The organism is Pseudomonas sp. H2_D02 (assembly GCF_054677635.1).
On sequence record NZ_CP162816.1, the window covers coordinates 998,636 to 1,025,150 of the forward strand.

Below are 26,515 nucleotides of genomic sequence, written 5' to 3' on the forward strand. Positions count from 1 at the left end.
TCATGTCGCCAGCTACACAGGCTTAAAGCATGGAATTGCGTGCAGATCTGCTGATTGTCGGCGCCGGTATGGTCGGCAGCGCCCTGGCGCTGGCGTTGCAGGGCAGTGGCCTGCAAGTGCTGTTGCTCGACGGCAGCTCGATGAGCGTCAAGCCCTTTGATCCACAGGCGGCGTTCGAGCCGAGGGTCAGCGCCTTGTCGGCGGCCAGCCAGCGGATTCTCGAACGCCTTGGCGTCTGGGACGGCATCACCGGACGGCGCGCCAGCCTGTATACCGACATGCACGTCTGGGATGGCAGCGGCACCGGGCAGATTCATTTTTCTGCCGCCAGCCTGCATGCCGAAGTGCTGGGGCATATCGTCGAGAACCGCGTCGTTCAGGATGCCTTGCTGGACAGGTTGCATGACTGCGACCTGGGCTTGCTGGCCAGTGCGCGCCTGGAGCAGATGCGCCGCTCCGGTGATGACTGGCTGTTGACCCTCGCTGACGGCCGAACCTTGCGGGCACCGCTGGTGATTGCCGCCGACGGCGCGAATTCTGCCGTGCGCCGTTTGACCGGTGTCGCTACGCGCGAATGGGATTATCTGCACCACGCCATCGTGACCAGCGTGCGCACCGCCAAGCCCCATCGATTGACGGCCTGGCAACGTTTTACCGACAACGGCCCGCTGGCCTTCCTGCCGCTTGCGCGCGATGGCCAGCAGGATTGGTGTTCCATCGTCTGGTCCACGACCCCCGGCGAGGCGCAGCGCTTGATGGCGCTCGATGACGCAGCGTTCTGCGACGAACTGGAACGTGCTTTCGAAGGTCAGCTCGGCACGGTTCTCGCTGTCGACCCGCGCCTGTGCGTGCCGCTGCGCCAACGCCACGCCAAACGCTACGTGGCCGAAGGGCTCGCACTGATTGGCGACGCGGCCCATACGATCCATCCGTTGGCCGGGCAGGGGGTGAACCTCGGCTTCCTCGACGCCGCCGTGCTGGCCGAAGTGCTGTTGCAAGCGGCCGGACGCGGCGAGCGCTTGGCGGACGTGAAGGTATTGAGCCGCTACGAGCGGCGACGCATGCCTCACAACCTGGCGTTGATGGCGGCGATGGAGGGGTTCGAACGGTTGTTCCAGGCCGATCCGCTGCCGGTTCGCTGGTTGCGTAACACCGGGCTGAAACTGGTGGACCGCCTGCCTGAGGCCAAGGCGCTGTTCGTGCGCGAGGCGCTCGGGTTGATTGGGGATTTGCCGGATTTGGCCAAGGCCTGAGAGGTGGGTTGGGCTCATGGCCTCATCGCGAGCAGGCCGGAACAGCCACCTCGACCCCACCGCTGCAACATTTGGAAACGTGTCTGCCCACTGTCCGATTGTGGTGCTAAATGTGAGTCCTTATCATTTGCGCTCCGTTCACAATCGAGAGACCGCTACCATGTTGGCCACAAAACGCCTGCTGTCCGCCCTCGCCTTGGCCCTGATTGGCACTTCCGCTGCCCAGGCCGCCGATGAGGTGGTGGTCTACTCCTCGCGCATCGATGAATTGATCAAACCGGTTTTCGATGCGTACACCAAGAAGACCGGCGTAGCGGTAAAGTTCATTACCGACAAGGAAGCGCCCCTGATGCAGCGGATCAAGGCCGAAGGTGCGAACGCCACCGCCGACCTGCTGCTCACCGTGGACGCTCGACAACCTTTGGCAAGCCGAGCAGATGGGGATCCTCCAGCCCTTCACCTCGCCGGTCATCGACGCCAACATCCCGCCTCAATATCGTGCGTCCTCCCACGCCTGGACCGGCTTGAGCCTGCGGGCGCGGACCATCGTCTATTCCACTGACCGGGTCAAACCGGGCGAATTGACCACCTATGAAGCCTTGGCTGGCAAAGAGTGGGAAGGCCGCTTGTGCCTGCGGACGTCGAAGAAGGTCTACAACCAGTCCCTGACTGCGACCCTGATCGAAACCCACGGGGCGGAAAAAACCGAGGAAATCCTCAAGGGTTGGGTCAAGAACCTGTCTACCGACGTGTTCTCCGACGACACTGCGCTGCTTGAAGCGATCAATGCCGGCCAGTGTGATGTCGGTATCGTCAACACCTACTACTATGGCCGCCTGCACCAGCAGAAGCCGGACTTGAAGGTCAAGCTGTTCTGGCCGAACCAGGCCGATCGGGGCGTGCACATCAACCTTTCGGGCATTGGCTTGACCAAGCATGCGCCGCACCCGGAGGCCGCGAAGAAGCTGGTGGAATGGATGACCACGCCTGAAGCGCAAAACATCTTTGCCGACGTGAACCAGGAATTCCCGGCGAACCCGAAAGTGGAGCCTTCCAAGGAAGTTGCCGCCTGGGGCAAGTTCAAGGCCGATACGTTGCCGGTGGAAGTCGCGGGTAAGCGCCAGGCCGAAGCCATCCGCATGATGGATCGTGCTGGTTGGAATTAACACCTGTGGGAGGGAGCTTGCTCCCACCGGGCCTGTAGGAGCTGGCAGGGACTGGTCGGAGTTGGTAGGAGCTGGTAGGAGCTGTCGAGTGGAACGAGGCTGCGATCTTTCCCCAGACACTTGAATCTCAAACGAAAGATCAAAAGATCAAAAGATCGTCCGAACGCGGCCCGAGCCTTCGCCAGCTCCTACGAAGCCCAGCGGGAGCAAGCTCCCTTGCCACGTGACCATTTAACGAGAGTTTTCCTTGGCCCACCCCGCCCAACGCCGCTGGTATCCCCTGGTCTTCGCCGTCACTGCGTTGGTCCTGCTGCCCTTGAGTGTGCTGCTGCTGTCCTGGCAAAGCATCGATCAGCAGATCTGGTCCCATCTGTGGGAAACCCAGATGCCGCGCCTGTTGGGTAATACCTTGACGCTGATCCTTGGCGTGGGCATCGGCGTGACGCTGTTGGGCGTCAGCCTGGCCTGGCTCACCAGTCTTTGCGAGTTTCCCGGCCGACGCTGGCTCGACTGGGCGTTGATGCTGCCGTTCGCGATTCCTGCCTATGTCCTGGCATTTGTATTCGTTGGCCTGCTGGATTTTGCCGGCCCCGTACAGACGCTGCTGCGTGAATGGTTCGGCAGCGGCCTGCGCCTGCCCCGGGTGCGTTCCACTGGCGGGGTGATCCTGGTTCTGGTCCTGGTGTTCTACCCCTATGTCTATCTGCTCGCCCGAAGTGCTTTCCTGGCCCAGGGCAAAGGACTGATGGAAGCGGCCCGGGCGCTGGGGCAGTCGCCATGGCAAGCGTTCTGGCGTGTGGCGTTGCCGATGGCGCGGCCGGCAATCGGCGCGGGCGTAGCGCTGGCCTTGATGGAGACCCTGGCGGACTTCGGCGCGGTGTCGGTGTTCAATTTCGACACGTTCACCACGGCGATCTACAAGACCTGGTACGGCTTTTTCAGCCTCTCCAGTGCGGCCCAACTGGCAAGTCTCCTGCTGTTGGCGGTGGTGGTGGTGCTCTACGGTGAGCGCCGAGCCCGGGGTGCCCAGCGAGCCGGCAACGAGCGACCTCGGGTCAAGGCGCTTTACCCTCTGCAAGGGCTCAAGGCGCTGGCCGCCAGCGGTTGGTGTTTCCTGGTGTTTGCCTGCGCTTTTGTCATTCCGGTGCTGCAACTGGTGGTGTGGTTCTGGCAGCGCGGTCGTTTTGACCTGGACGAGCGTTATGCCGGGCTGATCGTCCATACCCTTTATCTGGGCGGCTTGGCTGCGCTGGTTACCGTATGCGTCGCCTTGCTGCTGGCCTTTGCCCGGCGACTGGCGCCGACCCGCGCCATCCGCGCCGGTGTCGGCCTGGCGAACCTGGGCTATGCGTTGCCGGGCTCGGTGCTGGCGGTCTCGATCATGCTTGCGTTCAGCTATCTGGACCGTGAGTGGGTCGTTCCGCTGTCGAGCCTGTTTGGCGGTGCGGGCAAACCGCTGCTGCTGGGCAGTCTTTCGGCTCTGGTGTTGGCGTACCTGGTGCGTTTCCTGGCGGTGGCCTACGGTCCATTGGAAAGCAGCCTGGCGCGCATTCGTCCGTCCTTGCCCGAGGCCGCCCGAAGCCTCGGCGTCAGTGGACCGCGATTGTTTTTCAAGGTGTATCTGCCATTGCTGTTGCCGGGCACCCTGAGTGCGGCGCTGCTGGTATTCGTCGATGTGCTCAAGGAAATGCCCGCGACCTTGCTGATGCGCCCGTTCGGTTGGGACACCCTGGCGGTGCGGATCTTTGAAATGACCAGTGAGGGAGAATGGGCCAGGGCAGCGTTGCTTGCTGTTGACGCTGGTGCTGGTGGGGCTGTTACCGGTCATCGGATTGATACGACGTTCGGCCCATCGAAACCCCTAGCAGGCGATCTCAATTATTGAGCGTCCTCCTAGGTGCCAGTCCTACATCATGCGGATACAATGCGCGGCATTCGGTGCGGTCCGTCTGTCGGACCGGGTAGCTGGGAGCGTCAGAAAACTCTTCTTTTCAGATGCTCGTGCTGTGCAGTGCCCGTCCGCACCTTCGCCAAGCCCGGAAGGAGAAACCCATGGGACAGCGTACGCCTCTGTATGACCTTCATCTCGCCCTCGGCGCGAAGATGGTCGATTTTGGCGGTTGGGATATGCCTTTGCACTACGGCTCGCAAGTCGAAGAGCACCATCAGGTGCGTCGCGATTGCGGTGTGTTCGATGTATCCCACATGACCGTGATCGACGTTGCCGGTCCCCAGGCCAAAGTCTGGTTGCAGCGCTTGCTGGCCAACGATGTCGATCGCTTGCAGGACGCGGGCCGTGCGCTGTACAGCGCCATGCTCAATGAGCATGGCGGCATTGTCGACGACATGATCATCTACCGGGTCGAGGACGGCTATCGGTTGGTGTTCAACGCTTCGACCCGCGATCAGGACCTGGCCTGGATGCAGGCGCAGCTCGGCGATTACGACGTGCAATTGCATGAGCGTCCCGAACTGGCGATGCTGGCGATCCAGGGGCCTCACGCCCGGCACAAGATCGCTGAACTGGTCACGCAATCTCGCGGCCAATTGCTTCAGCAACTCAAGCCTTTCGAAGGTCGCGCCGACGGTGATTGGTTCATCGCTCGTACTGGCTATACCGGAGAAGACGGTCTTGAAATCGTTCTTCCGGCCCATGAAGCCCCAAGCTTTTTCAACGACCTGGTGGGCGCCGGTATTTCACCCATTGGCCTCGGCGCCCGCGACACCCTGCGCCTGGAAGCTGGCATGAACCTCTATGGCCAGGACATCCACCAGGATGTTTCGCCCTTGGCTTCGAACATGGCCTGGAGCATCGCCTGGGAGCCGGCCAGTCGCCAATTCATCGGCCGCGAAGCGCTGGAAGCCGAACTCGCTGCGGGCGTGCAGCACAAATTGGTGGGGTTGGTGCTTGAAGAACGGGGAGTCTTGCGCGCCCATCAAGTGGTTCGAATCGCAGATGTTGGCGAAGGGGAGATCACCAGTGGTAGTTTTTCTCCTACGCTTAGCAAGTCAATTGCCTTGGCTCGTGTCCCAATGGCCACCGCCGACCGTGCCGAGGTGGAAATTCGTGGCAAGTGGTACCCGGTACGGGTGGTCAAGCCGACCTTCGTCCGCCATGGCAAAACCCTGATCTAACCTTTTTACGGCGGGCCGCCGGCCGCTGACACTTCTCTTGAGGACACAGAATATGAGTGATATCCCTGCCGAACTGCGTTTCGCCGAAAGCCATGAGTGGGCACGCCTGGAAGCCGACGGTACTGTCACCGTGGGCATCAGCGATCACGCGCAGGAAGCCTTGGGCGATGTGGTGTTTGTCGAGCTGACTGAGGTCGGTAAGGTTTTTGCTGCGGGCGATCAAGCCGGTGTGGTGGAGTCGGTCAAGGCCGCTTCCGATATCTATTCCCCAGTTTCGGGTGAAGTGATTGCAATCAACGAAGAGTTGAGCGGTTCGCCAGAGCTGCTGAACTCCGACCCGTACGGGGCATGGATCTTCAAGCTCAAGCCAAGCGACAAGGCCGAGCTGGACAAGCTGCTCGACGCTGCCGGCTACAAAGCTGCAATCGGCGAATAACCGGATCTAATGCGGGAGCGAGCAAGCCCGCTCCCGCACTGGGTACTGCGGGCAGCCTGATAATATTTTCGGGCAAAAAAATGCCGCTCAATCGAGCGGCATTTTTTATGGGCCGGGAATCAATCCTGGGCGACGGCGTTCTTCGCCAGGATCGCGTTGGCCAGTTCCATGTCGGTGGCCTGCAGGCCTGGGTTGTCGGCACGGACTTTCTGCATCGCGGCTTCCAGGTAAGGGCCACGGATGCTGCCGTCACTGGCGACAAAGCTGCCGGCGTCGTCCTGGGCGGCGACGATCAGCTTGTGATCCTTGAAGGTCAGGTAGGTGGAACCGGTGGTCGCACCGGACGAGATGACGTTACGCCAAAACGTGTCGGCCATTGCCGAGCCCACAGGAAGAGAAAGCAAGGCTAGGGTCGCGACAGCAAGTTTGAGACGCATGATAGGTGACTCCACTGGGTTAACTATGACGTTGGATTGTCGAGGTCTCGATTCAGTTCCATGACGCGTCACTCCGCTCGTTCAACCGTCAACACCGTCCCCTCCTGCGTCACCACCCTGACCCGGGCGCCAACAGGCGAATCGGGTCCCTTCGCCAACCACACGCCATCGGCCACCTTGATCTTGCCCCGTCCATCGACGATTGCCTCGTGGACCTGGAAGACCTTGCCGATCAGTTCCTGACCGCGCAGGTTCAGGTGTGGCTGATCGCTCTGGCGCACCGCGCTGCGCTGGCGTCGCCACCAATACAGGGCTGTTGCGATGGCGAACAGGCCGAACAGCAGGAACTGCATCTCCCAAGCCATTTGCGGCAGGATAAAGGTCAGCACACCGACCGCAGCGGCGGCCATGCCGATCCAGAGCAGATATCCGCCGACGCCGAATACCTCCAGGATCAGCAGGATGACGCCAAGCGCCAGCCAGTCCCAATACGACATCTGTTGCAGGAAACCCCACATACGCGCGCCTCAGGCTTTCTTGCTGTCGAAGGTGGCCTTGACGATCTCACCGATACCGCCGACGGCGCCAATGACCTGGCTGGCTTCCAGCGGCATCAGGATCACCTTGCTGTTGTTGGCCGAGGCAAGACGGCCGAGGGCATCGATGTATTTTTGCGCAACGAAGTAGTTCACGGCCTGGACGTTACCGGCGGCGATCGCCTGGGACACCACCTGGGTAGCCAAGGCTTCGGCTTGCGCCTGGCGTTCGCGGGCTTCCGACTCCAGGAACGCGGCCTGCCGACTGCCTTCGGCCTCGAGGATCTGCGCCTGTTTCTTGCCTTCGGCGGTAAGAATGGCCGACGCTCGCAGGCCTTCCGCTTCGAGGATCTGGGCACGCTTGATCCGTTCGGCTTTCATCTGCCCGGACATGGCGGCCATCAGGTCGGCTGGCGGGCTGATGTCCTTGATCTCGATCCGGGTGATCTTGATGCCCCACGGCGCCGTGGCCTCATCCACGGTGCGCAATAGTTTTTCATTGATGCCGTCGCGCTGGCTGAGCATGGCATCCAGTTCCATGGACCCCAGCACCGTGCGGATGTTGGTCTGCAACAGGTTGCGGATGGCGTGTTCGAGGTTGTTGACCTCGTAGGCGGCCTGGGCTGTGTTGACGACCTGGAAGAAACACACGGCGTCGATCTGTACCGTGGCGTTGTCGGCGGTAATCACTTCCTGGGGAGGAATATCCAGCACGCTTTCCATGACGTTGATCTTGCGCCCAATGCGATCCATTACCGGAATGATGATGTTCAGGCCGGGCTTGAGCGTATTGGTGTAACGGCCAAAGCGCTCGACGGTCCACTGGTAGCCCTGGGGCACGACCTTGAACCCCATGAACAGGATGGCGACCACGAGGCCGATGAACAGTAAAAGTACGCTACCGATCTGCATGACGGTTCCCTGTGCGAATTGAAATGGACCTGCGAACCCTGAGTGTAGGGCACGCGGCCATTATCTTCGCTACGGTCCGTTCCGGTTTGTTTGTGGGATATTTCTGCCTCTTGAGCAGGATGGTGCCTACTTCTGCTCGCTCTGTGGCGTTACCCGCAATACTTCCTCGACGGTGGTCAAGCCCGCCGCAACCTTTTGCGCGCCCGAGAGCCGCAGGCTGCGCATGCCTTCCTTGAACGCCTGGCGGCGTACGGCCAGCAAATCGGTGTCGGGGTGGATCAAGCCTTTGACGCTGTCGCTCAATTGCATGATTTCGTAGACCCCGGCACGCCCGCGATAGCCGGTGTCACGGCACTCCGAGCAACCGACCGCCCGTTGGGCATTGGTGGGCAAGGGTGCCTGCCAGGGACGCGTCAGGGTTTGCCAGTCGTCTTCGTCCAGGGTCAACGGTGCCTTGCAATGCGGGCACAGCGTACGTACCAGGCGCTGGGCCATGACCCCGAGGACCGTGGCCTTGATCAGGTAATGCGGCACGCCAAGCTCCAGCAGGCGGCTGATGGCGCTCGGCGCGTCGTTGGTGTGCAGGGTCGAGAGCACAAGGTGTCCGGTGAGCGCTGCCTGGATCGCCATCTCGGCGGTTTCCAGGTCGCGGATCTCGCCGATCATGATGATGTCCGGGTCCTGTCGCATCAGCGCGCGGACGCCGGCGGCAAACGACAGCTCGATATTGTGCTGGACCTGCATCTGGTTGAAGGACGACTCGACCATTTCAATCGGATCTTCGATGGTGCAGAGGTTCACTTCCGGTGTCGCCAGCTTCTTGAGCGTGGTGTAGAGCGTCGTGGTCTTGCCGGACCCGGTGGGCCCCGTAACCAGGATGATGCCGTTGGGCTGGCGCGTCATGTCCTGCCAGCGGCGCAGGTCGTCGGCGGAAAAACCGAGCTGGTCGAAATCCTTGAGCAGCACTTCCGGGTCGAAGATCCGCATGACCATTTTTTCGCCGAATGCCGTGGGCAAGGTCGACAGTCGCAACTCCACTTCGCCGCCGTCCGGGGTCTTGGTCTTGACGCGTCCGTCCTGGGGCTTGCGCTTTTCCGCGACGTTCATCCGCCCCAGGCTCTTGAGGCGACTGATGATCGCCATCGTCACCTGCGGCGGGAACTGGTAGACGGTGTGCAGCACGCCGTCGATGCGAAAACGCACGGTGCCCTGCTCGCGGCGGGGTTCGATGTGGATATCGCTGGCGCGCTGCTGGAAGGCGTACTGGAACAGCCAGTCGACGATATTGACGATATGGGCGTCGTTGGCGTCCGGCTCCTGGTCGCTGGCGCCGAGATTGAGCAGTTGTTCGAAGTTGCTCAGGTTGCTCGGTTGCTGCTCGACCGTGGTGGCACCGCTGACCGACTTGGCCAGGCGGTAGAATTCCACGCTGAGGCGCTGGATATCCACCGGGTTGGCGACCACCCGCTTGACCGGCAACTTGAGCACGTGGGTCAGGTCCGCTTCCCAACTGCTGACGTAAGGCTGGGCGCTGGCAACGGTGACCGCGTCGCGATCGACCGCCACGGCGAGGATCTTGTGGCGCTGCGCAAAGGCGTAGGACATCAGGGGCGTAACGGCTGCCACGTTGATCTTCAACGGGTCGATGCGCATGTAGGGCTGGTCGGCCTGCTCGGCCAGCCACAGCGTCAGGTTTTCCAGGTCCAGGCGCTTGCCGGGACGGCTCAGGTCGTCCAGGTGCTGGTTGGCAATGAATTCAAGTGGATGCAACTGGCTGTTGGCAGTGTGACGCCGACGCGCATTGAGTGCGGTTTCCGCTGAATCCTGGCTGATGATGCCTTGGGCGACCAATTGGCGCAGCAGATCGTTAAGGTCCAGCCAGCGGTCCTGAGTGGCGTGTTTGGTGGACATGAGCGTTCGAATTCCTATTGGACAATTGCAGCAAAGCCGCGATACAGACACCTCGATGTCTTGGCCTGGTCTGCAAAAGAATAGTCGCGACGTTATGTACCGTTGGGCCACTACCCGACCAATGAGTTTCGAATTCTTGCCGCAGCGATCTCAACTCGCTGCCTGAACCGATCCAGCCCGTGCAATATCAATGTCTTGCATGTCCACCGAACTCACGCTGATCAAGTTACGTAATTTTTCCGCAATCACCTGGGCACGGTGCCAGCTCAGCCCGTCCACGAGGATCTCCATGGACAGTTGATCATGGTGGCACTCCATATGGATTTTCTCCGGCGTCAGGCCCTGCAACGCGAACAGGTTGAGCACCCGGCAAGGCAGATCCGGCTCGGCCTCGCCCAACAATTGATACTCGACGCGACGATGGGGATTGGCGGAGTGCCAGACGTCGGCGCGCAGTGGAGGCGTGGCAGTGGAATCGAATGAGGGCATGGAACATCTCCTGGATATGCGGAGAAATATTTACATGCGTCCTGAGGTATTTCTTATCTAAGATATGCCTTTATGCTGTTCTAGCGAATTAATCCAATCGATATCTGGTTTGTTAAAGGTTTATTTATGCACAGCGAGCTGGACAGCTACGACCGCAGGATACTCGCACTGCTGCAAGAGGACGCTTCGCTGTCCAGCGCGCAGATTGCCGAGCAGGTAGGTTTGTCCCAATCGCCGTGCTGGCGACGGATCCAGCGGATGAAGGAGGAGGGGATCATTCGCGGGCAGGTGACGTTGCTGGATCGCAAGAAAATCGGCCTGAACACGCAGATATTCGCCGAAGTGAAACTCAACGCCCACGGTCGTTCGAACTTCACTGAGTTCACCGAGGCGATCCGCGGCTTTCCCGAAGTCCTGGAGTGCTATGTGCTGATGGGGTCAGTGGATTTCCTGCTGCGTATCGTCACGGCGGACATCGAGGCGTATGAGCGGTTCTTCTTCGAGAAGCTGTCGATGGTGCCGGGGATCCAGGAAGTGAACTCGATCGTGGCGCTGTCGGAGATCAAGTCGACGACGAGTTTGCCGGTGGTGCGCTGAGCTTGTTTTTGCGATGTTTGGGCTGACCTCATCGCGAGCAAGCTCGCTCCCACAGTTGATCTTCAGCGGCCACAAGATCTGTGTGCAACGCTGGACCCCTGTGGGAGCGAGCTTGCTCGCGATGGCGATCTTACAGGCGCAACAAAGTCTTCCACGCCCGATTCTGATACACCGCGATCGCCTGTTGCTTGCGCGCATCCAGAAGCTCGTCGGTGATCGGCTCGTTGGCCAGTTGCGCCAGCTTGTTCAATTCACCGTAGAGGCGGTCCATTTCCGGAATATCGAGGACGTGGCGGGCATGGTGCAGCCAGGCCTGGATCCGTTCGATGCGCGGCAATTGCTCGGCCAGGTCTTCCGGCTGTTGCTGGTAGCGTTGCAGTTGCAAAGACGAAGCTTCTTCGCTCAACAGGCGCGGCAACCAACTGCCCAGTTGCGCTGCGCCTTGGCGGTTGCCGCGGGTGTTGCGGTCGGCGGTCCAGCTACGGGCCAGCAACCAGCGTGAGGCTTCGAGGGAGAACAGGCCCCAGCGCGGGTCCTGCAGCTCTTCGAGGAATTGCTCCGGGGCTGCCTTGCGCACGTCTTCGTCTTCGATGCCGGCCTGGACCAATGGGCGCCAGTCTTCCAGCAGTGCGTCCAGGGCAACGCGCAGATCATGAGTCGATTGACGCGGCGCGGCCTGGCCGAGGCTGCTAAGCAGCGCACGCAGTTCGGCGAGGTTTTCCGCCCAGTCTTGCAGCAGGCGCCAATGGCCATTGAAACGGTATTGTTCGGCCAGGCGCTGGCTGCTGCCCAGCAAATGCCAGCTCAAGACGGCGAAGGCATCGTCCAGCGGTGTTTCGACGGTCAGTTGCGGGGCCGGCAGGCTCAGGGCATAGCTGCCCGCGTCATGCAGGCGATAGCCCCGTTCGGCCTTGCTGATGTCGCAGGGCATCAAGGGCAGGGTCGCGGCCAGCTCGGCGGCCAGTTCCAATAGCGCGGCGGGTTCGCCTTCGCGCAGCTCCAGCTCCAGCTCGCAGATTTCTTCTTTCTGCTTGCCCACCACGACGTGGCCCAGGTCGAGCGCGGCCTCGATGACCACTTTGCTCTTGCCACGGCCCCAGGCGATTTCGGCGCGCTCGCGAACGAAGTCGGTGGTGAAGATCGCCTTGAGGGTTTTCTTGTCCAGTTCGGCCAGTGTCTCGGGCCAGCATTCGCCCTCGAGTTTCTTCAGGTCCAGCTTGGCCTTGGGCAGGTGCCAGTCGTACTCGTTGCGCTCGGACAGGCCGGCGACGCTCTGGCCACGGGTCTTGAGGGTCTGGATCACTTCTTCACCGTCGCGGCGCAGGCGCAGGGCAACCTTGGCCCGGGCGAGGTCACGCTCCGGCGTGTCGAAGTACTGGTTCATCAGTTCGTGGCGTTCCCAGCCACTCTTGTTGCGTTTTTTCAGCAGCGGATGCTCACGCAAGGCTGCCAGGGTCTCGCGGCTGACGCGGAGCTTGATTTCGGTTTCTTTCTGCATGGCCGGAAAATCCAGGGATCGGGTGCGCAGCCGGGGGGAGGTGTGGCTGCCAAGGTCGTGCAGTGTACAGGACTCATCCGTCCTACGCGTCGCGACGGTATAAGAGTGTCCTATCTCACCAATACGTTCTTTTTGACGGCGTCTGTTGCCGTCATGCTGCGTTGCCGCTCCTCGCCATAGCGGGCTATGACTCGTCGCGGCGCCTTGCGTGACGACAACAGCCACTCGTCAAAAAAGAACGTATTGGTAAGACAGGACACTCGCTCTCGATGGTTCTATGATGGACGTCAATTTGTACGCCCCGGAGCCAGCGATGCCTTTGCCGTCCATGAAAGATCAGTTCGCTGCCCTGATCGCCGCGCCTTCGGTCAGTTGTACCCAGCCAAAGCTGGACCAGTCCAACGGTGCGGTGATCGAGCTGCTGGCAGGCTGGCTCACCGAGCTGGGGTTCTCCTGTGATATCCAGCAGGTCAGCCCAGGCAAATTCAATTTGCTGGCCAGTTTCGGCAGCGGACCCGGCGGCCTGGTGCTGGCGGGCCACAGCGACACGGTGCCGTTCGACGGCGCGTTATGGCAGACCGATCCGCTGAAGCTCACCGAAGTCGACGGTCGTTGGGTAGGCCTGGGCAGTTGTGACATGAAGGGCTTTTTCGCCCTGGCCATCGAAGCGGTCAAGCCGCTGCTGGACCAACCCTTCAAGCAGCCGCTGTTGATCCTCGCCACCTGCGATGAAGAAAGCTCCATGTCTGGCGCCCGTGCCCTGGCCGACGCCGGACGGCCGTTGGGGCGTGCCGCGGTGATTGGCGAGCCCACCGGCTTGCGGCCGATCCGCCTGCATAAAGGCGTGATGATGGAACGCATCGACATCCTCGGGCGCAGTGGCCATTCTTCCGATCCGAGCCTGGGCCACAGCGCCCTCGAAGCGATGCATGACGCCATGGGCGAGCTGCGCGGCCTGCGCCTGCAATGGCAGCGTGAATTCCGCAACCCGCAATTCACCGTGCCGCAACCGACCCTGAATTTCGGCTGCATCCACGGCGGCGACAACCCCAACCGGATCTGCGGCCAGTGCTCCATGGAATTCGACTTGCGGCCCTTGCCCGGCATGGATCCGCAAGTGCTGCGGGCGGCGATCCAGCAGAAGCTCGACCCGATTGCCGAACGACACCACGTGAAGATCGACTACGCGCCGCTGTTCCCCGAAGTGCCGCCATTCGAGCAGGTCGAGGATGCCGAACTGGTGCGCGTGGCCGAACGGCTTACCGGCCATCGTGCCGAAGCAGTGGCGTTCGGCACCGAAGCGCCTTATCTTCAGCGCCTTGGCTGCGAAACCCTGGTGCTCGGCCCTGGCGACATTGCCTGTGCCCACCAGCCGGGCGAATACCTTGAAATGTCACGTTTGCAGCCTACCGTGCAATTGCTCCGTCAGTTGATTGGGCACTACTGCTTGACGCCGGCCACGGCCGGTTAAATTGCCCTCTTGCGGGCCCGTATTCATCACATGAGGAGAGCGCGCGTGTCGCCAAGCCTGTTCCGACGATAACCACCAGCCCGCTGTGCGTTCTGTTTCGTCTTTTTTCGGCTGTTATTTATTACAGGTCAGGTTCATGCCCGAATACGTCAATTGGCTTCGCCACGCTTCGCCCTATATCAATGCCCACCGTGATTGCACCTTCGTCGTCATGCTGCCCGGAGATGGGGTTGAACACCCCAACTTCGGCAACATCGTTCATGACCTGGTGTTGCTGCACAGTCTCGGCGTGCGCCTGGTGCTGGTCCATGGTTCGCGCCCGCAGATCGAGACTCGCCTCGCGGCACGGGGCCTGACACCTCATTATCACCACGGCATGCGCATCACCGATGCCGCGACCCTGGAGTGCGTGATCGATGCGGTCGGCCAACTGCGCATCGCCATCGAGGCGCGCCTGTCCATGGACATGGCGTCTTCGCCCATGCAGGGCTCGCGGCTGCGGGTCGCCAGTGGCAACCTGGTCACTGCGCGGCCGATCGGCGTCCTTGAGGGCGTGGACTATCACCACACCGGCGAAGTGCGCCGGGTCGATCGCAAGGGCATCAACCGGCTCCTGGACGAGCGTTCCATCGTGCTGCTGTCGCCGCTGGGCTATTCGCCCACGGGGGAAATCTTCAACCTGGCCTGCGAGGATGTCGCCACCCGGGCGGCCATTGACCTGGCGGCTGACAAGTTGCTGCTTTTCGGCGCTGAACAGGGGCTGATCGATGAGCATGGACGCCTGGTTCGCGAGTTGCGTCCGCAACAGGTTCCGGCCCACATGCAGCGATTGGGCAGCGACTACCAGGCCGAACTGCTCGACGCCGCGGCCCAGGCTTGCCGCGGTGGCGTCGCGCGCAGCCATATCGTCAGCTATGCCGAGAACGGTGCGCTGCTGGCCGAGTTGTTCACCCGCGATGGCAGCGGCACGCTGGTGGCCCAGGAGCAATTCGAGGTGGTGCGCGAAGCGGCCATCGAGGACGTTGGCGGCTTGCTGGACCTCATCAGCCCGCTGGAGGAGCAGGGGATCCTGGTGCGTCGTTCCCGTGAAGTGCTGGAGCGTGAGATCGAACAGTTCAGCGTGGTCGAGCGCGAGGGCATGATCATTGCCTGCGCCGCGCTGTATCAGATTGCCGATTCGGACGCGGGTGAGCTGGCCTGCCTGGCGGTCAATCCGGAGTATCGCCATGGCGGGCGCGGTGATGAACTGCTGGAGCGAATCGAAACCCGTGCCCGTGCCCAGGGGCTCAAGACGCTGTTCGTGCTGACGACCCGGACCGCCCACTGGTTCCGCGAACGGGGCTTCGAGCCCAGCAGCGTCGAACGCCTGCCGGCGGCGCGGGCTTCGCTGTACAACTACCAGCGCAATTCGAAGATCTTCGAAAAATCCCTGTAGACGGCTCTCGGAAATCTCCCATCGCCGCGACTTTCTTGATTTCAGACAATGAGCAGCTAGTCTGGAACGCGTCAAGATCGCGGCATGCGCGAGTTGTCATGAGCAGGATCGAAGGCGCAGGAGGCGCGGAATATATCTCGTCGCCAGGAATTCGCGGGGTTGCGTAAAACCCGGACGAATAACCGTTCAGTTATCCCCTACGTCGCCGATAAGGCTTGTCACAGCTTGATGACGCTGTGATGGCACTCATATGTCAAAACGCACTGAAAACTGTTGAAACAATTCTTTTTGGATTTATAAAGAATCCTTTATTCTGCGGGCCGATGTCGCGGGGTTAGACCATGGTCGTAGTCCGAAAGGGTTACGGTTGACTTGCCAGTCACGGTCTGGCGCTAATCGCGCATCCGCGGATTCCGGGCGTTCGATCCGGAGCCAAAGATAGACAAGAATTAGAAAACGAGAGGAGCGATGCATGAAGAAGTCCACCTTGGCCATGGCAGTGGCCGTTGGGGTATTGGCGCAGCAGGCAGGCGCCGCCGGTTTTATCGAAGACAGCAAGGCGTCTGTCAGTTCTCGCACGTTGTACTTTGACAACGACAACCGTGAAACAGGCAAAACCGACCAGCGTGAAACGGCCACTGGGCTGAAGTTCGACTATAAGTCCGGCTTCACTCAAGGCGTCGTCGGTTTTGGTATCGACGCCCAGGCACTGGTTGGTATTCACCTTGATGGCGGCAAAGGCCACCACCCGGATAACAACTCTTTCGTGCCAAGCGATTCCGATGGCTCGGCTGTACACAACTGGAGTCGTCTGTCGGGTAACGTCAAGGCGCTCTTCTCCAAGACCGAGGCTCACCTGGGTGGCGCCCTGGCGCCTAACCTGCCGATCCTGGTCGCCAGCGATGGTCGTCTGCTGCCCCAAACCTTCGAAGGTGGCACAATCACCTCCAAGGACCTGGACAACGTTACGTTCAACGCTGGTCAGTTGGAACATGCCACAGGCCGTGCGTCGAGCAACAGCACCGGCTTGTCGGTGAATGGTGCAACGGAGGAAAGTAACCAGTTCCGTTACGCTGGCGCTGACTGGAAGGTCACTAAAGATCTGACCTTGCAGTATTACTACGCCAACCTGCAGGATTTCTACAAACAGCACTTCCTGGGTGCGGTCCACGTTTTTCCGATCAGCGAAGGCCAGTCATTCAAAACTGACCTGCGTTACTTCGACAGCAGCTCCGATGGCCGTAACGGCGAGGCGGGTTATACCTTCAATAACAACCAAGGTTATGCCAAGAACGCTGGCGAGGTCGATAACAAGACCTGGAGCGCCATGTTTACCTATACCTTGGGTGGCAGTGCGTTCCTGTTGGGTCACCAGCAGGTCGGTGATGACGGTGGTTTCGTCTACCTGAATCAGGGCAGCCTCCGCAGCGACTCCAATGGTTTTGAAGGAGCCGGTGGTTCGAGCTTCTACTTGTTCACCGACAGCATGATCAACGCGTTTGTTCGTGCTGGTGAGAACACCACGTTCGGCCAATACTCCTATGACTTCACTGGTCTGGGCGTTCCGGGTCTGAAGGCCGCTGTTGCCTATTTGCGTGGTGACGACGTTAAAACCGCCGACGGCGCAAGCGATTACTCCGAGTGGGAACGCGACATGCGTGTGGATTACGTGATCCAGCAAGGTGCGCTGAAAGGCTTCGGCACCACCTTGCGCCACGGTACCTACCGTAGCAGCGGCGTGGGCGACAGCCAGGATCAGACCCGCCTGATCTTCAACTACACTTACAACTTCATGTAAGACGTAGCGAAGTAAAAAAGCCCCGCCCGGCATCACGCCGGGCGGGGCTTTTGCGTTTCGGGTATGTCGGATGGATCTCGCCTTTATCCCTTTGGCTCCGCTGCGTCCTTGCGCAGGATAAACGCACTGAACGCCAGAAAATCATCCAGATGCCCGGTAATGATCGCGACCATGATCGGCAGTTGAAGGGCCTGGTAGTCATGCACCGCGATGTTCCTGAACCCCACCATGTTCTTCAGGTTTTTCACCAGGCCTTCTTCGATCCAGCCGCCTTGAAAAAGCAACTCGAATGTATCGCGGGCACTTTGCGGGACACCCAATCGCTCACGGCGAATCAGATGCTGCCCCATATCCAGCGCCGCTTCGCAGGCACGCTGGATGTTCAGGACGGCCGAATCCTGGCGAGTGAAATCGGTGGCAAACGTGGCAGGATCTTTCCCGTATTCCTCGCGCACCCTGGCTACGCAACGCTCGATACTCGCTGCCTTGTTGATCAATACGTCATCGGCCATACACGCTGCCCTGTTCCTGAATATCTTTGAGCAATCCTGCTCGAGTCTCATCGAGCGCGGTCTTTTCGCTGAGAATGAAACATTCGAACAACCCCGCCTGTACATCTTTGGCCCAGAGTCTTCGGCCTCGGGTCACGATCTGGTACTGCATGACGGTGGTTGCCGCCCGTAGATCTATCAGATCCACCGGACTGCCCGCAATGTCCGCCAAATCGCCTGAAAGTTGCCACAACGACACCGGGTCCACCGTGCCTGACAACAGCACAGCCAAATCGACATCACTGTCAGGTCCGGCGGTCCCCTGGGCGTGGCTTCCGAACAGGTAAACCGCCAACAGGTCAGGCAGATGATTTTGCAAGTGCGTCAACAAGGCTTGAGCGTTCATGCTGCCTATCCTAGCCGCTCGTCTCAAAATCGCGTCAATAATTTCCGTAATGTAGCGACAAAACAAAAAAAGCCCCGCCCGGCATCAAGCCGGGCGGGGCTTTTGCGTTTCGGGTCCGGCCCACCCCTGTAGCCTTTCCCGAACCTTCTCCTCTTTTCAGCAACTCGAGGCCTTCTCGAAACCTCGGGAATGATCTTGGGCCGGTATGCGTCATGGCACCAGTGAACAGTTTTTTATATTTCCTAATGATCTAGATAAATGGGTATTCATTCTTTTTAAAGCAACGAAAAGCGGCGCACAGTTTGGGCTCATAAAAACCATCCAGGAGCCGCATCATGAGCCTCAGACTCGGCGACATCGCCCCCGATTTCGAACAGGATTCCAGCGTCGGCAAGATTCGCTTCCACGAATGGCTCGGCGACAGCTGGGGCGTGCTGTTCTCCCATCCGGCGGATTTCACCCCGGTGTGCACCACCGAGCTGGGCCTCACCGCCAAGCTCAAGGATGAATTCGCCAAGCGCGGCGTCAAGGCCATCGCCCTGTCGGTGGACCCGGTGGACTCGCACCATAAATGGATCGAAGACATCAACGAAACCCAGAACGCCGTGGTCAATTTTCCGATCCTGGCCGATGCCGACCGCAAGGTGTCCGACCTGTACGACCTGATCCATCCCAACGCCAGCGACACCTTGACCGTGCGCTCATTGTTCGTGATCGACCCGAACAAGAAGATTCGCCTGACCATCACCTACCCGGCCAGCACCGGGCGCAACTTCAACGAAATCCTCCGAGTGATCGACTCCCTGCAACTGACCGACAACTACAAAGTCGCCACGCCCGCCAACTGGCAGGACGGTGATGAAGTGGTGATCGTGCCGTCGCTCAAGGACGAAGAAGAGCTCAAGCAGCGCTTCCCCAAGGGCTATCGCGCGGTGAAGCCATACCTGCGCCTCACGCCCCAACCTAATCGTTGACGCAATACCGAACCTGTGGGAGCGAGCTTGCTCGCGATAGCGGTGTATCACTCAACATCAAGGCTGGCAGATCTGACGCCATCGCGAGCAAGCTCGCTCCCACAGGAACATCTGTGTACCAAGGGTTTTGGCCGTTTCGACGGCCTTTTTTATTGCGCAGAGAAAAAAGCAGGGCGCATATATCTGTATCGAATAACTAAATGAATAAATATGATTTAAAGATATATATGCGCGCTGTTATGGTTGGCTCCATACCGCGAGATCGCCCACCGCGAATCGCACGTGACATTAAGGATGGTTGGCATGTTGGTTGTCTCGCTCGGCGGCAGTCCCAGCCAGCGCTCCCGTTCTGGAGTGCTGTTGGAGCGCTCGCAACGTTGGTTGCAGCAACACGGTGTGGAAGTGGTGAGTTATCAGGTGCGTGATTTCCCCGCCGAGGATCTGCTCCATGCCCGCTTCGACAGTCCCAAGGTGGTGGACTTGCTGGCCCAGATCGAAAACGCGGACGGGCTGCTGATCGCCACGCCGGTCTACAAGGCGTCTTTTTCCGGTGCGTTGAAGACCGTGCTTGATCTGCTGCCGGAGCGGGCCCTGGCCCACAAGGTGGTGTTGCCCATGGCGACAGGCGGCAGCATCGCCCACATGTTGGCGGTGGACTACGCCCTGAAGCCGGTGCTGTCGGCGCTCAAGGCCCAGGAAATGCTCCATGGGATTTTCGCCGAAGACAGCCAGATCGCTTATGGCGAAGGCAGTGCCCAGGCGCAATTGACGCCGGCCTTGCAGCAGCGCCTGGACGAAGCGCTTGAACAGTTTCACAGCGCCATGGCCCGTCGGCCGAGGCCGCTGGACCCCGATGTATTGAACGAACGTTTGTTGAGTGCTCGCTGGAGCATCTGAACCCCAAACACCACTGATTCAACTCACCTTACTCAGCCGTCAACGGCCAAGCAGGTGCAGCCAAAACCCCACAGCAAAAAGGAGAGGCGCCATGCGCACTGTCATTTTGCGTCGCGGGCTGGTCGCTCTGTTTGCTGCGGCTGTGTCCTTCGGCGCCATCACCCAGGCTCAAGCCGAGACCTTGCGGATCGGTTACCAGAAATACGGCACCCTGGTGCTGCTCAAGGCCAAGGGTTCATTGGAAAAACGCCTCGCGGCCCAAGGCGTGGACGTGCAATGGACGGAGTTTCCCGGCGGCCCGCAGTTGCTTGAAGGCTTGAACGTCGGCTCCATCGACTTTGGCGTGACCGGCGAAACCCCTCCGGTGTTTGCCCAGGCCGCAGGCGCCGACCTGCTCTATGTTGCCTACGAACCCCCGGCGCCCACCAGCGAGGCGATCCTCGTGCCGAAAGGCTCGGCCATCCAGTCGGTGCAGGACCTCAAGGGTAAGAAAGTCGCGCTGAACAAAGGCTCCAACGTCCACTATCTGCTGGTGCGGGCGCTGGAAGACGCCGGTCTCAAATATTCAGACATCCAGACGGTTTTCCTGCCTCCGGCCGATGCCCGTGCGGCGTTCGAACGGGGCAGTGTGGACGCCTGGGTCATCTGGGATCCGTACCAGGCCGCGGCTGAACAGCAGTTGCAGGCACGCACCCTGCGTGACGGCAAGGGCATCGTCGATAACCATCAGTTCTACCTCGCGACCAAACCCTATGCGCAGAAAAATCCCCAGGTGATCACGGCCCTGGTGGAGGAAGTGCGGGCGGTGGGGGAGTGGTCCAAGGCCAATCCTGAAGACGTGACCCAGCAGGTCTCGCCGCTGCTCGGGCTGCCAGCGGATATCACCCTGACGTCGGTGAAGCGCCAGGGCTACGGCGCGTTGTTCCTCACGCCGGAAGTCGTCGCGGCCCAGCAGAAAATCGCCGACAGCTTCTACCAACTCAAGTTGATTCCCAAGCCCTTGAGCATCAAGGACGTGATCTGGACGCCGCCGGCGGCCGTTGCGAACGCGCAGTAATTCGATCCCTTAGGAGACCACTCCATGAGCCTCAACATTTTCTGGTTCCTGCCTACCCACGGCGACGGCCATTACCTTGGCACCGCCGAAGGCGCTCGCGCCGTCGATCATGGTTACTTGCAACAAATCGCCCAAGCGGCGGATCGGCTGGGTTTTGGCGGCGTCTTGATTCCCACCGGGCGTTCCTGCGAAGACTCCTGGCTGGTAGCCGCTTCGCTGATTCCGGTGACCCAACGCCTGAAGTTCCTGGTTGCCCTGCGCCCCGGGATCATCTCCCCGACGGTGGCGGCGCGTCAGGCGGCGACGCTGGATCGGTTGTCCGGTGGGCGCGCGCTGTTCAACCTGGTGACCGGCGGTGATCCGGACGAACTGGCCGGCGATGGGCTGTTTCTTGATCACGAAGAGCGTTACCAGGCGTCGGTGGAGTTCACCCGGATCTGGCGTCGGGTGCTGGAAGGCGAGACCGTGGATTACGACGGTGAGCACATCAGTGTGAAGGGCGCCAAGCTGCTCTATCCGCCCATCCAGCAACCGCGCCCGCCGCTGTATTTTGGTGGCTCGTCGGAAGCGGCACAGGACCTGGCCGCCGAGCAGGTGGAAATGGTGCTGACCTGGGGCGAGCCGCCTGCAGCCGTCGCGCAGAAAATCGAACAGGTGCGCGCCAAGGCCGCGAAGCTTGGGCGTACCGTGCGCTTCGGTATTCGCCTGCATGTGATTGTGCGGGAAACCAACGCCGAGGCCTGGCAAGCGGCCGACCGTTTGATTTCCCATCTGGACGACGAAACCATCGCCCGTGCCCAGGCCTCCCTGGCGCGCTTCGACTCGGTGGGCCAGCAACGCATGGCCGCGCTGCACGGCGGTCGCCGCGACAAGTTGGAAGTCAGCCCCAACCTGTGGGCCGGGGTCGGCCTGGTGCGTGGTGGTGCCGGTACGGCGCTGGTGGGCGATGGCCCGACCGTGGCCGCGCGGGTCAAGGAATACGCCGACCTGGGCATCGACACGTTCATCTTCTCGGGTTATCCACACTTGGAAGAGTCCTATCGGGTGGCCGAGCTGTTGTTCCCGCACTTGGATGTGGAGCGCCCGGAGCTGCCGAAAAGCCAGGGCTACGTGAGCCCGTTCGGTGAGATGGTCGCCAACGACATCCTGCCCAAAGCCGCGTCCCAGAGCTGAGGCGGCCATGAAAAAAGTTATCCACAACCTGGCGCCGTGGGCGGTGCCGCTGCTGTTGCTGGCGGTGTGGCAATTGTCGGTATCGGCCGGCTGGCTGTCCACGCGGATCCTGCCGGCACCGGTCGCGGTGATTGAGGCCGGTGTGAACCTGGTGCGCAGCGGCGAGATCTGGACACACTTGGCCATCAGCGGCTGGCGCGCGGCGGTCGGCTTCTTGATTGGCGGCGGCCTCGGCCTCGGCCTTGGCTTTATCACCGGCCTGTCGAAGTGGGGCGAGCGGTTGTTGGACAGCTCGGTGCAGATGGTGCGAAACGTGCCGCACCTGGCGCTGATTCCGTTGGTGATCCTTTGGTTCGGCATCGACGAGTCGGCGAAGATTTTCCTGGTGGCGCTGGGCACGCTGTTCCCCATCTATCTCAATACCTATCACGGCATTCGCAACGTCGACCCGGCGCTGGTGGAAATGTCCCGCAGCTACGGCTTGTCCGGTTTCAGCCTGTTTCGCCAGGTGATCCTGCCGGGTGCCTTGCCTTCGATCCTGGTGGGCGTGCGGTTTGCCCTGGGTTTCATGTGGCTGACGCTGATCGTGGCGGAAACCATCTCGGCCAGTTCCGGCATCGGCTACCTGGCGATGAATGCCCGTGAGTTCCTGCAGACCGATGTGGTGGTGCTGGCGATTCTTCTGTACGCCGTGCTCGGTAAGCTGGCCGACCTCGCCGCCCGCGGCCTGGAACGGGTCTGGTTGCGCTGGCATCCGGCCTATCAAGTGAACAAGGGAGGTGCCGCATGACCGCCCAGCAACCTCCACGCCTGCTGCGGGGCATTCCGCTGGCGGTGCGCAATCTGCAAAAGACATTCGGCTCGCGACAGGTGTTGCGTGACATCGACCTGCATATCCCGGCTGGGCAGTTCGTCGCGGTAGTGGGACGCAGTGGCTGCGGTAAAAGCACCTTGCTGCGCTTGTTGGCCGGCCTCGACCAACCCACGGACGGCCAACTGCTGGCGGGTTCGGCACCGTTGAGTGCGGCGCAACAGGACACGCGGTTGATGTTCCAGGACGCGCGTTTATTGCCTTGGAAGAAGATCATCGACAACGTCGGTCTTGGCCTCAAGGGCAACTGGCGACCACAAGCCTTGCAGGCGCTCGATGCCGTGGGCCTGGCGGATCGCGCCCATGAATGGCCGGCGGCGTTGTCCGGCGGCCAGAAGCAGCGGGTGGCGCTGGCTCGGGCGCTGATCCACCAGCCGCGCCTGCTGCTGCTCGACGAACCCTTGGGAGCGCTGGACGCCCTGACCCGGATCGAGATGCAGCAACTGATCGAGCGCCTGTGGCAGCAACACGGCTTCACCGTGCTGCTGGTGACCCACGACGTCAGCGAGGCGGTGGCGATTGCCGACCGGGTCATCCTGATCGAGGACGGCCAGGTCGGCCTCGACCTGGCCATCGACCTGCCACGCCCCCGTGCTCGCGGCTCGCATCGTTTGGCGAGCCTGGAAACCGAAGTCCTCAATCGCGTGCTGTCCTTGCCCGGCCAACCGCCGGAACCCGAACCCGTTTCACCCTTGCCCACGCAGTTGCGTTGGGCGCAATAACTTCATCCAGACAGGAATCGATACCATGACTATCAAAGCCATCAACGTTCGCAACCAGTTCAAAGGCACCATCAAGGAAATCGTCGAAGGCGACGTGCTGTCGGAAATCGACGTGCAGACGGCTTCGGGTATTGTCACTTCGGTCATCACCACCCGCTCGGTGAAAGAGCTGGAACTGGCGATCGGCAGCGAAGTGATTGCTTTCGTCAAATCAACGGAGGTGTCTATCGCCAAGTTGTGAGCGGTGTTTCACCCGCAGCCCCGGATGGCGTGAGCCCTTCGGGGCTTTTTTTGTGCTTCTAGGAGGCTTTAAAGGGATTTTAAATGCGCTTATTTGTTATAAAGCGCTTTATAAGGATTCTTATCTCCATGTCATCGTATGCCTTCGATTTTTCAGGCGGCTTCGCGCTTGGGCAAATACGGTGGCAGATACAGCCCCAGGTACGCATCGAACACCCGCATGCCTTCCTCGGCCATGCGCGGGGTGATCTCGCCGTGCTGTTGGACCGAACGGGCGTAGACGCGGTCCCCCAGTTCCATGGCCAGGGCGAACACGTCGACGTCGGAGGGCAGTGCCGGCAATTGAAAATGACGGGCGAAGACCGTGTGCATCAGCTCGCCCAGTTCCAGGTCGTGCTGGCGGTCAGCCTGGGTGACTTCGGTCAGGCCGTGCTGGGCCAGGATCAATTGCCGGGCGGCGGCGTCTTCGCTGTAGATCACCAGCATGCGTTGCTCCACCAGTCGCGACAGGTCGTGCCAGTGGTTCAGCGCGCCATGGTCGATCGGTGCTTGCAGGCAGGCGCGAAAGGCCGCATGGACGTCAGCGGTCAGGGCTTCGAGCAAGGCCGGGACGCTGGCGAAGAAGTGATAGACGGAAGAGGGCGGGATCCCGGCGCGTTCGGCGACGCTGTAGATCGACAGGCTGGCCACGCCTTCGGCGGCAAGCAGCGTACGGGCGGCATCAAGAATGGTGTCGATCCGGGCCTGGCTGCGTGCGCGGGGTTTGCGAGGGGTGGCGATGCGCGTCATGGACGTCTCCTGCGGGACTGGCGGGCATTGTACGCAGAGCGGGCGGCTGGTCCATACCTGCACTTGAGAGGAGAGCAACTCCTGTGGCGAGGGAGCTTGCTCCCGCTGGGCTGCGAAGCAGCCCTGAAATCAGCCACTGCGGTGGTTCAGGTTGACCGCTTCAGCATTTTTGGGACTGCTGCGCAGCCCAGCGGGAGCAAGCTCCCTCGCCACGGGGGGAAGCGCCAAAAAAAACGCCGCAGGCCCTGAAGCCTGCGGCGTTTTTGTTCTACAGCAACCGCTTACACGGTATGCAGGTACCAGTTGTACTCAAGGTCGGAGATGGAGTGTTCGAACTCTTCCAGCTCACTTTCCTTACAGGCCACGAAGATATCGATGTATTTCGGATCGATGTACTTGGCCATGACTTCGCTGTCGTCCAGCTCGCGCAGGGCATCACGCAAGTTGTTCGGCAGGCTTTGCTCGTTCTGCTCGTAGCTGTTGCCTTCGACCGGCGCGCCGGGCTCGATCTTGTTGGTCAGGCCGTGATGCACACCCGCCAATACGGCTGCCATCAGCAGGTACGGGTTGGCATCGGCGCCGGCAACGCGGTGCTCCAGGCGCACCGCATCGGCCGAGCCGGTCGGTACGCGCAAGGCGACGGTGCGGTTGTCCAGGCCCCAGGTCGGCGAGTTCGGCACATAGAACTGTGCGCCGAAACGACGGTAGGAGTTGACGTTCGGGCAGAGGAAAGCCATCTGCGCGGGCAGGGTCTCGAGCACACCGCCGATCGCGTGACGCAGTGCGGCGTTCTGCTCGGGATCCTCGCTGGCAAAGATATTCTTGCCGTCTTTGTCCAAGATCGAAATGTGGACGTGCAAACCATTGCCTGCCTGGCCCGGGTACGGCTTGGCCATGAATGTGGTGTCCATTTCATGGTCGTAGGCAATGTTCTTGATCAACCGCTTGAGCAGGACCGCGTAGTCGCAAGCCTTGATCGGGTCGGCGACGTGGTGCAGGTTGACTTCGAACTGCGCCGGGGCACTTTCCTTGACGATGGCGTCGGCGGGAATGCCTTGCTCCTTGGCCCCTTCCAGGATGTCCTGGAGGCAATCGACGTATTCGTCGAGGTCATCGATCAGGTAGACCTGTGTCGAATGCGGGCGTTTTCCGGAGATGGGCGAGCGGGGCGGTTGTGGGCGGCCATTCACGTTCTCCTGGTCGATCAGGTAGAACTCCAGCTCGAAAGCCGCGCAGATGGTCAGGCCCAATTCATCGAACTTGGTCACGACCTGGCGCAGGACTTCACGCGGGTCGGCAAAGAAGGGTTCGCCTTCCAGTTCGTGCATGGTCATCAGCAGTTGCGCGGTCGGGCGCTTCTGCCAGGGTTCGTTGCTCAGAGTGCCGGGGATGGGATAGCAGATGCGGTCGGCATCGCCGATGTCCAGGCCCAGGCCGGTGCTTTCCACCGTCGAGCCATTGATATCCAGGGCAAATAGAGAGGCCGGCAGGTTGATGCCTTTCTCGTAAACCTTGTGGAGGCTGGTGCGTTCGATGCGCTTGCCGCGCACCACACCATTCATATCCGCAATCAGAAGGTCAACGTACAGAACCTCAGGATGTTCCTTAAGGAACGCGTTCGCTTCGTTAAGCTGAACGGCACGCGGGGGTACCGACATGATGCAACACCTTTGTTGTTAAAAATATCAATCATTGATCTCTTCGAAAGCCAGTCAACCCGAACGGCATGCCGAAGTCAAGCAGGGCCTTTTTTGCCCTAAAAAAGCACCTGTGGGGCTTTTTTGAGGCAATTTGGGGCGTTTTTTTCCCTTTGAGGGGCTT

General features: G+C 60.7%; 24 protein-coding genes and 2 pseudogenes. 16 read left to right on the forward strand and 10 right to left on the reverse strand.

From position 1 onward, the window contains the following. The first annotated feature begins 35 nt into the window (after window positions 1–35). The 5 genes and pseudogenes from AB4N42_RS04500 to gcvH all read left to right on the forward strand — a co-directional run bounded on the left by AB4N42_RS04500 (window position 36) and on the right by gcvH (window position 5,990). Window positions 36–1,253, forward strand: coding sequence for a 2-octaprenyl-3-methyl-6-methoxy-1,4-benzoquinol hydroxylase (locus tag AB4N42_RS04500; protein ID WP_460116370.1), 1,218 nt, complete (start codon window positions 36–38; stop codon window positions 1,251–1,253). 160 nt (window positions 1,254–1,413) lie between these two features. Further along, a pseudogene (locus AB4N42_RS04505) lies at window positions 1,414–2,419 on the forward strand (extracellular solute-binding protein). A 247-nt stretch (window positions 2,420–2,666) separates the two neighbouring features. After that, window positions 2,667–4,284, forward strand: a pseudogene (locus AB4N42_RS04510) (ABC transporter permease). Between the two features lie 187 nt (window positions 4,285–4,471). After that, window positions 4,472–5,554, forward strand: coding sequence for a glycine cleavage system aminomethyltransferase GcvT (gene gcvT, locus AB4N42_RS04515; RefSeq protein WP_217860593.1), 1,083 nt, complete (start codon window positions 4,472–4,474; stop codon window positions 5,552–5,554). A 52-nt stretch (window positions 5,555–5,606) separates the two neighbouring features. Beyond that, window positions 5,607–5,990 carry a glycine cleavage system protein GcvH gene (gcvH, locus tag AB4N42_RS04520; RefSeq protein ID WP_030138117.1) on the forward strand — a complete coding sequence of 128 codons (384 nt, stop codon included), beginning with the start codon at window positions 5,607–5,609 and terminating at the stop codon, window positions 5,988–5,990. Window positions 5,991–6,109: 119 nt separating this feature from the next. Here the strand turns inward: gcvH and AB4N42_RS04525 are convergent, their stop codons facing one another. The 5 genes from AB4N42_RS04525 to AB4N42_RS04545 all read right to left on the reverse strand — a co-directional run bounded on the left by AB4N42_RS04525 (window position 6,110) and on the right by AB4N42_RS04545 (window position 10,275). Further along, window positions 6,110–6,430, reverse strand: coding sequence for a DUF2388 domain-containing protein (locus tag AB4N42_RS04525; RefSeq protein ID WP_172680574.1), 321 nt, complete (start codon window positions 6,428–6,430; stop codon window positions 6,110–6,112). 65 nt (window positions 6,431–6,495) lie between these two features. Continuing rightward, on the reverse strand, window positions 6,496–6,945 hold the full coding sequence (locus AB4N42_RS04530; protein WP_460115908.1) for an NfeD family protein: 450 nt from the start codon (window positions 6,943–6,945) through the stop codon (window positions 6,496–6,498). A 9-nt stretch (window positions 6,946–6,954) separates the two neighbouring features. After that, on the reverse strand, window positions 6,955–7,875 hold the full coding sequence (locus AB4N42_RS04535; RefSeq protein WP_030138115.1) for an SPFH domain-containing protein: 921 nt from the start codon (window positions 7,873–7,875) through the stop codon (window positions 6,955–6,957). 126 nt (window positions 7,876–8,001) lie between these two features. Next, window positions 8,002–9,786, reverse strand: a complete 1,785-nt coding sequence (locus AB4N42_RS04540; protein ID WP_030138114.1) for a GspE/PulE family protein — start codon at window positions 9,784–9,786, stop codon at window positions 8,002–8,004. Window positions 9,787–9,936: 150 nt separating this feature from the next. Beyond that, window positions 9,937–10,275 (reverse strand): hypothetical protein, encoded by a 339-nt coding sequence (locus AB4N42_RS04545; RefSeq protein WP_217860592.1) that lies wholly within the window; start codon window positions 10,273–10,275, stop codon window positions 9,937–9,939. Window positions 10,276–10,401: 126 nt separating this feature from the next. Between AB4N42_RS04545 and AB4N42_RS04550 the strand changes: the two genes are divergently transcribed. Continuing rightward, window positions 10,402–10,872 carry an Lrp/AsnC family transcriptional regulator gene (locus tag AB4N42_RS04550; RefSeq protein ID WP_198797502.1) on the forward strand — a complete coding sequence of 157 codons (471 nt, stop codon included), beginning with the start codon at window positions 10,402–10,404 and terminating at the stop codon, window positions 10,870–10,872. Between the two features lie 130 nt (window positions 10,873–11,002). Here AB4N42_RS04550 and AB4N42_RS04555 read toward each other — a convergent pair whose 3' ends face one another. Continuing rightward, window positions 11,003–12,370, reverse strand: a complete 1,368-nt coding sequence (locus AB4N42_RS04555) for a CYTH domain-containing protein (RefSeq protein ID WP_460115909.1) — start codon at window positions 12,368–12,370, stop codon at window positions 11,003–11,005. Window positions 12,371–12,683: 313 nt separating this feature from the next. On the opposite strand from AB4N42_RS04555, the gene argE reads away from it, so the two are divergent. The 3 genes from argE (at window position 12,684) to AB4N42_RS04570 (ending at window position 17,074) form a co-directional block, all read left to right on the forward strand. After that, entirely contained in the window at window positions 12,684–13,841 is a 1,158-nt protein-coding gene (gene argE / locus AB4N42_RS04560; protein WP_407682937.1) for an acetylornithine deacetylase, read from the forward strand. Between the two features lie 136 nt (window positions 13,842–13,977). Then, complete coding sequence (gene argA, locus AB4N42_RS04565; RefSeq protein ID WP_198797500.1) at window positions 13,978–15,276, forward strand: amino-acid N-acetyltransferase; 1,299 nt, start codon at window positions 13,978–13,980, stop codon at window positions 15,274–15,276. A gap of 472 nt (window positions 15,277–15,748) precedes the next feature. Further along, window positions 15,749–17,074, forward strand: coding sequence for an OprD family outer membrane porin (locus AB4N42_RS04570; protein ID WP_407682938.1), 1,326 nt, complete (start codon window positions 15,749–15,751; stop codon window positions 17,072–17,074). 83 nt (window positions 17,075–17,157) lie between these two features. Here AB4N42_RS04570 and hepT read toward each other — a convergent pair whose 3' ends face one another. Beyond that, on the reverse strand, window positions 17,158–17,586 hold the full coding sequence (gene hepT / locus AB4N42_RS04575; protein WP_030138107.1) for a type VII toxin-antitoxin system HepT family RNase toxin: 429 nt from the start codon (window positions 17,584–17,586) through the stop codon (window positions 17,158–17,160). Continuing rightward, entirely contained in the window at window positions 17,576–17,971 is a 396-nt protein-coding gene (mntA, locus tag AB4N42_RS04580) for a type VII toxin-antitoxin system MntA family adenylyltransferase antitoxin (RefSeq protein WP_198797498.1), read from the reverse strand. The genes hepT and mntA overlap by 11 nt, the downstream gene beginning before the upstream one ends. 335 nt (window positions 17,972–18,306) lie before the next feature. Between mntA and AB4N42_RS04585 the strand changes: the two genes are divergently transcribed. The 7 genes from AB4N42_RS04585 to AB4N42_RS04615 all read left to right on the forward strand — a co-directional run bounded on the left by AB4N42_RS04585 (window position 18,307) and on the right by AB4N42_RS04615 (window position 23,906). Continuing rightward, complete coding sequence (locus AB4N42_RS04585; RefSeq protein ID WP_258648492.1) at window positions 18,307–18,945, forward strand: peroxiredoxin; 639 nt, start codon at window positions 18,307–18,309, stop codon at window positions 18,943–18,945. A gap of 303 nt (window positions 18,946–19,248) precedes the next feature. After that, complete coding sequence (gene ssuE / locus AB4N42_RS04590) at window positions 19,249–19,842, forward strand: NADPH-dependent FMN reductase (RefSeq protein WP_198797497.1); 594 nt, start codon at window positions 19,249–19,251, stop codon at window positions 19,840–19,842. Window positions 19,843–19,933: 91 nt separating this feature from the next. Beyond that, window positions 19,934–20,899, forward strand: coding sequence for a sulfonate ABC transporter substrate-binding protein (locus AB4N42_RS04595; protein ID WP_217860588.1), 966 nt, complete (start codon window positions 19,934–19,936; stop codon window positions 20,897–20,899). A 24-nt stretch (window positions 20,900–20,923) separates the two neighbouring features. Further along, window positions 20,924–22,072: an FMNH2-dependent alkanesulfonate monooxygenase gene (ssuD, locus tag AB4N42_RS04600; RefSeq protein WP_198797495.1), complete on the forward strand. Its 1,149-nt coding sequence runs from the start codon at window positions 20,924–20,926 to the stop codon at window positions 22,070–22,072. Between the two features lie 7 nt (window positions 22,073–22,079). Next, a complete protein-coding gene (gene ssuC / locus AB4N42_RS04605) occupies window positions 22,080–22,862 on the forward strand; it encodes an aliphatic sulfonate ABC transporter permease SsuC (protein ID WP_030138102.1) in 783 nt (260 codons plus the stop codon). Beyond that, a complete protein-coding gene (gene ssuB, locus AB4N42_RS04610; RefSeq protein ID WP_030138101.1) occupies window positions 22,859–23,665 on the forward strand; it encodes an aliphatic sulfonates ABC transporter ATP-binding protein in 807 nt (268 codons plus the stop codon). Before ssuC ends, ssuB begins: the two co-directional genes overlap by 4 nt. A gap of 25 nt (window positions 23,666–23,690) precedes the next feature. Continuing rightward, window positions 23,691–23,906 carry a TOBE domain-containing protein gene (locus AB4N42_RS04615; protein ID WP_003177394.1) on the forward strand — a complete coding sequence of 72 codons (216 nt, stop codon included), beginning with the start codon at window positions 23,691–23,693 and terminating at the stop codon, window positions 23,904–23,906. Window positions 23,907–24,058: 152 nt separating this feature from the next. Here the strand turns inward: AB4N42_RS04615 and AB4N42_RS04620 are convergent, their stop codons facing one another. Together AB4N42_RS04620 and AB4N42_RS04625 are read right to left on the reverse strand one after the other, a co-directional pair. Then, window positions 24,059–24,694, reverse strand: a complete 636-nt coding sequence (locus AB4N42_RS04620; protein ID WP_030138100.1) for a TetR/AcrR family transcriptional regulator — start codon at window positions 24,692–24,694, stop codon at window positions 24,059–24,061. Window positions 24,695–24,975: 281 nt separating this feature from the next. Beyond that, window positions 24,976–26,352 (reverse strand): glutamine synthetase family protein, encoded by a 1,377-nt coding sequence (locus tag AB4N42_RS04625; RefSeq protein WP_030138099.1) that lies wholly within the window; start codon window positions 26,350–26,352, stop codon window positions 24,976–24,978. Between the last annotated feature and the right edge of the window lie 163 nt (window positions 26,353–26,515).

Excerpts from the sequence above, each read along its gene's own strand:
- AB4N42_RS04615 (WP_003177394.1), top strand. The coding sequence starts at position 23,691 with ATGACTATCAAAGCCATCAACGTTCGCAACCAGTTCAAAGGCACCATC.
- AB4N42_RS04595 (WP_217860588.1), top strand. The coding sequence starts at position 19,934 with ATGCGCACTGTCATTTTGCGTCGCGGGCTGGTCGCTCTGTTTGCTGCG.
- gcvH (WP_030138117.1), top strand. The coding sequence starts at position 5,607 with ATGAGTGATATCCCTGCCGAACTGCGTTTCGCCGAAAGCCATGAGTGG.
- argE (WP_407682937.1), top strand. The coding sequence starts at position 12,684 with ATGCCTTTGCCGTCCATGAAAGATCAGTTCGCTGCCCTGATCGCCGCG.
- ssuD (WP_198797495.1), top strand. The coding sequence starts at position 20,924 with ATGAGCCTCAACATTTTCTGGTTCCTGCCTACCCACGGCGACGGCCAT.
- ssuC (WP_030138102.1), top strand. The coding sequence starts at position 22,080 with ATGAAAAAAGTTATCCACAACCTGGCGCCGTGGGCGGTGCCGCTGCTG.
- AB4N42_RS04535 (WP_030138115.1), bottom strand. The coding sequence starts at position 7,875 with ATGCAGATCGGTAGCGTACTTTTACTGTTCATCGGCCTCGTGGTCGCC.
- AB4N42_RS04545 (WP_217860592.1), bottom strand. The coding sequence starts at position 10,275 with ATGCCCTCATTCGATTCCACTGCCACGCCTCCACTGCGCGCCGACGTC.
- AB4N42_RS04570 (WP_407682938.1), top strand. The coding sequence starts at position 15,749 with ATGAAGAAGTCCACCTTGGCCATGGCAGTGGCCGTTGGGGTATTGGCG.
- mntA (WP_198797498.1), bottom strand. The coding sequence starts at position 17,971 with ATGAACGCTCAAGCCTTGTTGACGCACTTGCAAAATCATCTGCCTGAC.
- AB4N42_RS04555 (WP_460115909.1), bottom strand. The coding sequence starts at position 12,370 with ATGCAGAAAGAAACCGAAATCAAGCTCCGCGTCAGCCGCGAGACCCTG.
- ssuE (WP_198797497.1), top strand. The coding sequence starts at position 19,249 with ATGTTGGTTGTCTCGCTCGGCGGCAGTCCCAGCCAGCGCTCCCGTTCT.
- AB4N42_RS04620 (WP_030138100.1), bottom strand. The coding sequence starts at position 24,694 with ATGACGCGCATCGCCACCCCTCGCAAACCCCGCGCACGCAGCCAGGCC.
- AB4N42_RS04530 (WP_460115908.1), bottom strand. The coding sequence starts at position 6,945 with ATGTGGGGTTTCCTGCAACAGATGTCGTATTGGGACTGGCTGGCGCTT.
- ssuB (WP_030138101.1), top strand. The coding sequence starts at position 22,859 with ATGACCGCCCAGCAACCTCCACGCCTGCTGCGGGGCATTCCGCTGGCG.
- AB4N42_RS04585 (WP_258648492.1), top strand. The coding sequence starts at position 18,307 with ATGAGCCTCAGACTCGGCGACATCGCCCCCGATTTCGAACAGGATTCC.
- AB4N42_RS04540 (WP_030138114.1), bottom strand. The coding sequence starts at position 9,786 with ATGTCCACCAAACACGCCACTCAGGACCGCTGGCTGGACCTTAACGAT.
- hepT (WP_030138107.1), bottom strand. The coding sequence starts at position 17,586 with ATGGCCGATGACGTATTGATCAACAAGGCAGCGAGTATCGAGCGTTGC.
- AB4N42_RS04625 (WP_030138099.1), bottom strand. The coding sequence starts at position 26,352 with ATGTCGGTACCCCCGCGTGCCGTTCAGCTTAACGAAGCGAACGCGTTC.
- gcvT (WP_217860593.1), top strand. The coding sequence starts at position 4,472 with ATGGGACAGCGTACGCCTCTGTATGACCTTCATCTCGCCCTCGGCGCG.
- AB4N42_RS04550 (WP_198797502.1), top strand. The coding sequence starts at position 10,402 with ATGCACAGCGAGCTGGACAGCTACGACCGCAGGATACTCGCACTGCTG.
- argA (WP_198797500.1), top strand. The coding sequence starts at position 13,978 with ATGCCCGAATACGTCAATTGGCTTCGCCACGCTTCGCCCTATATCAAT.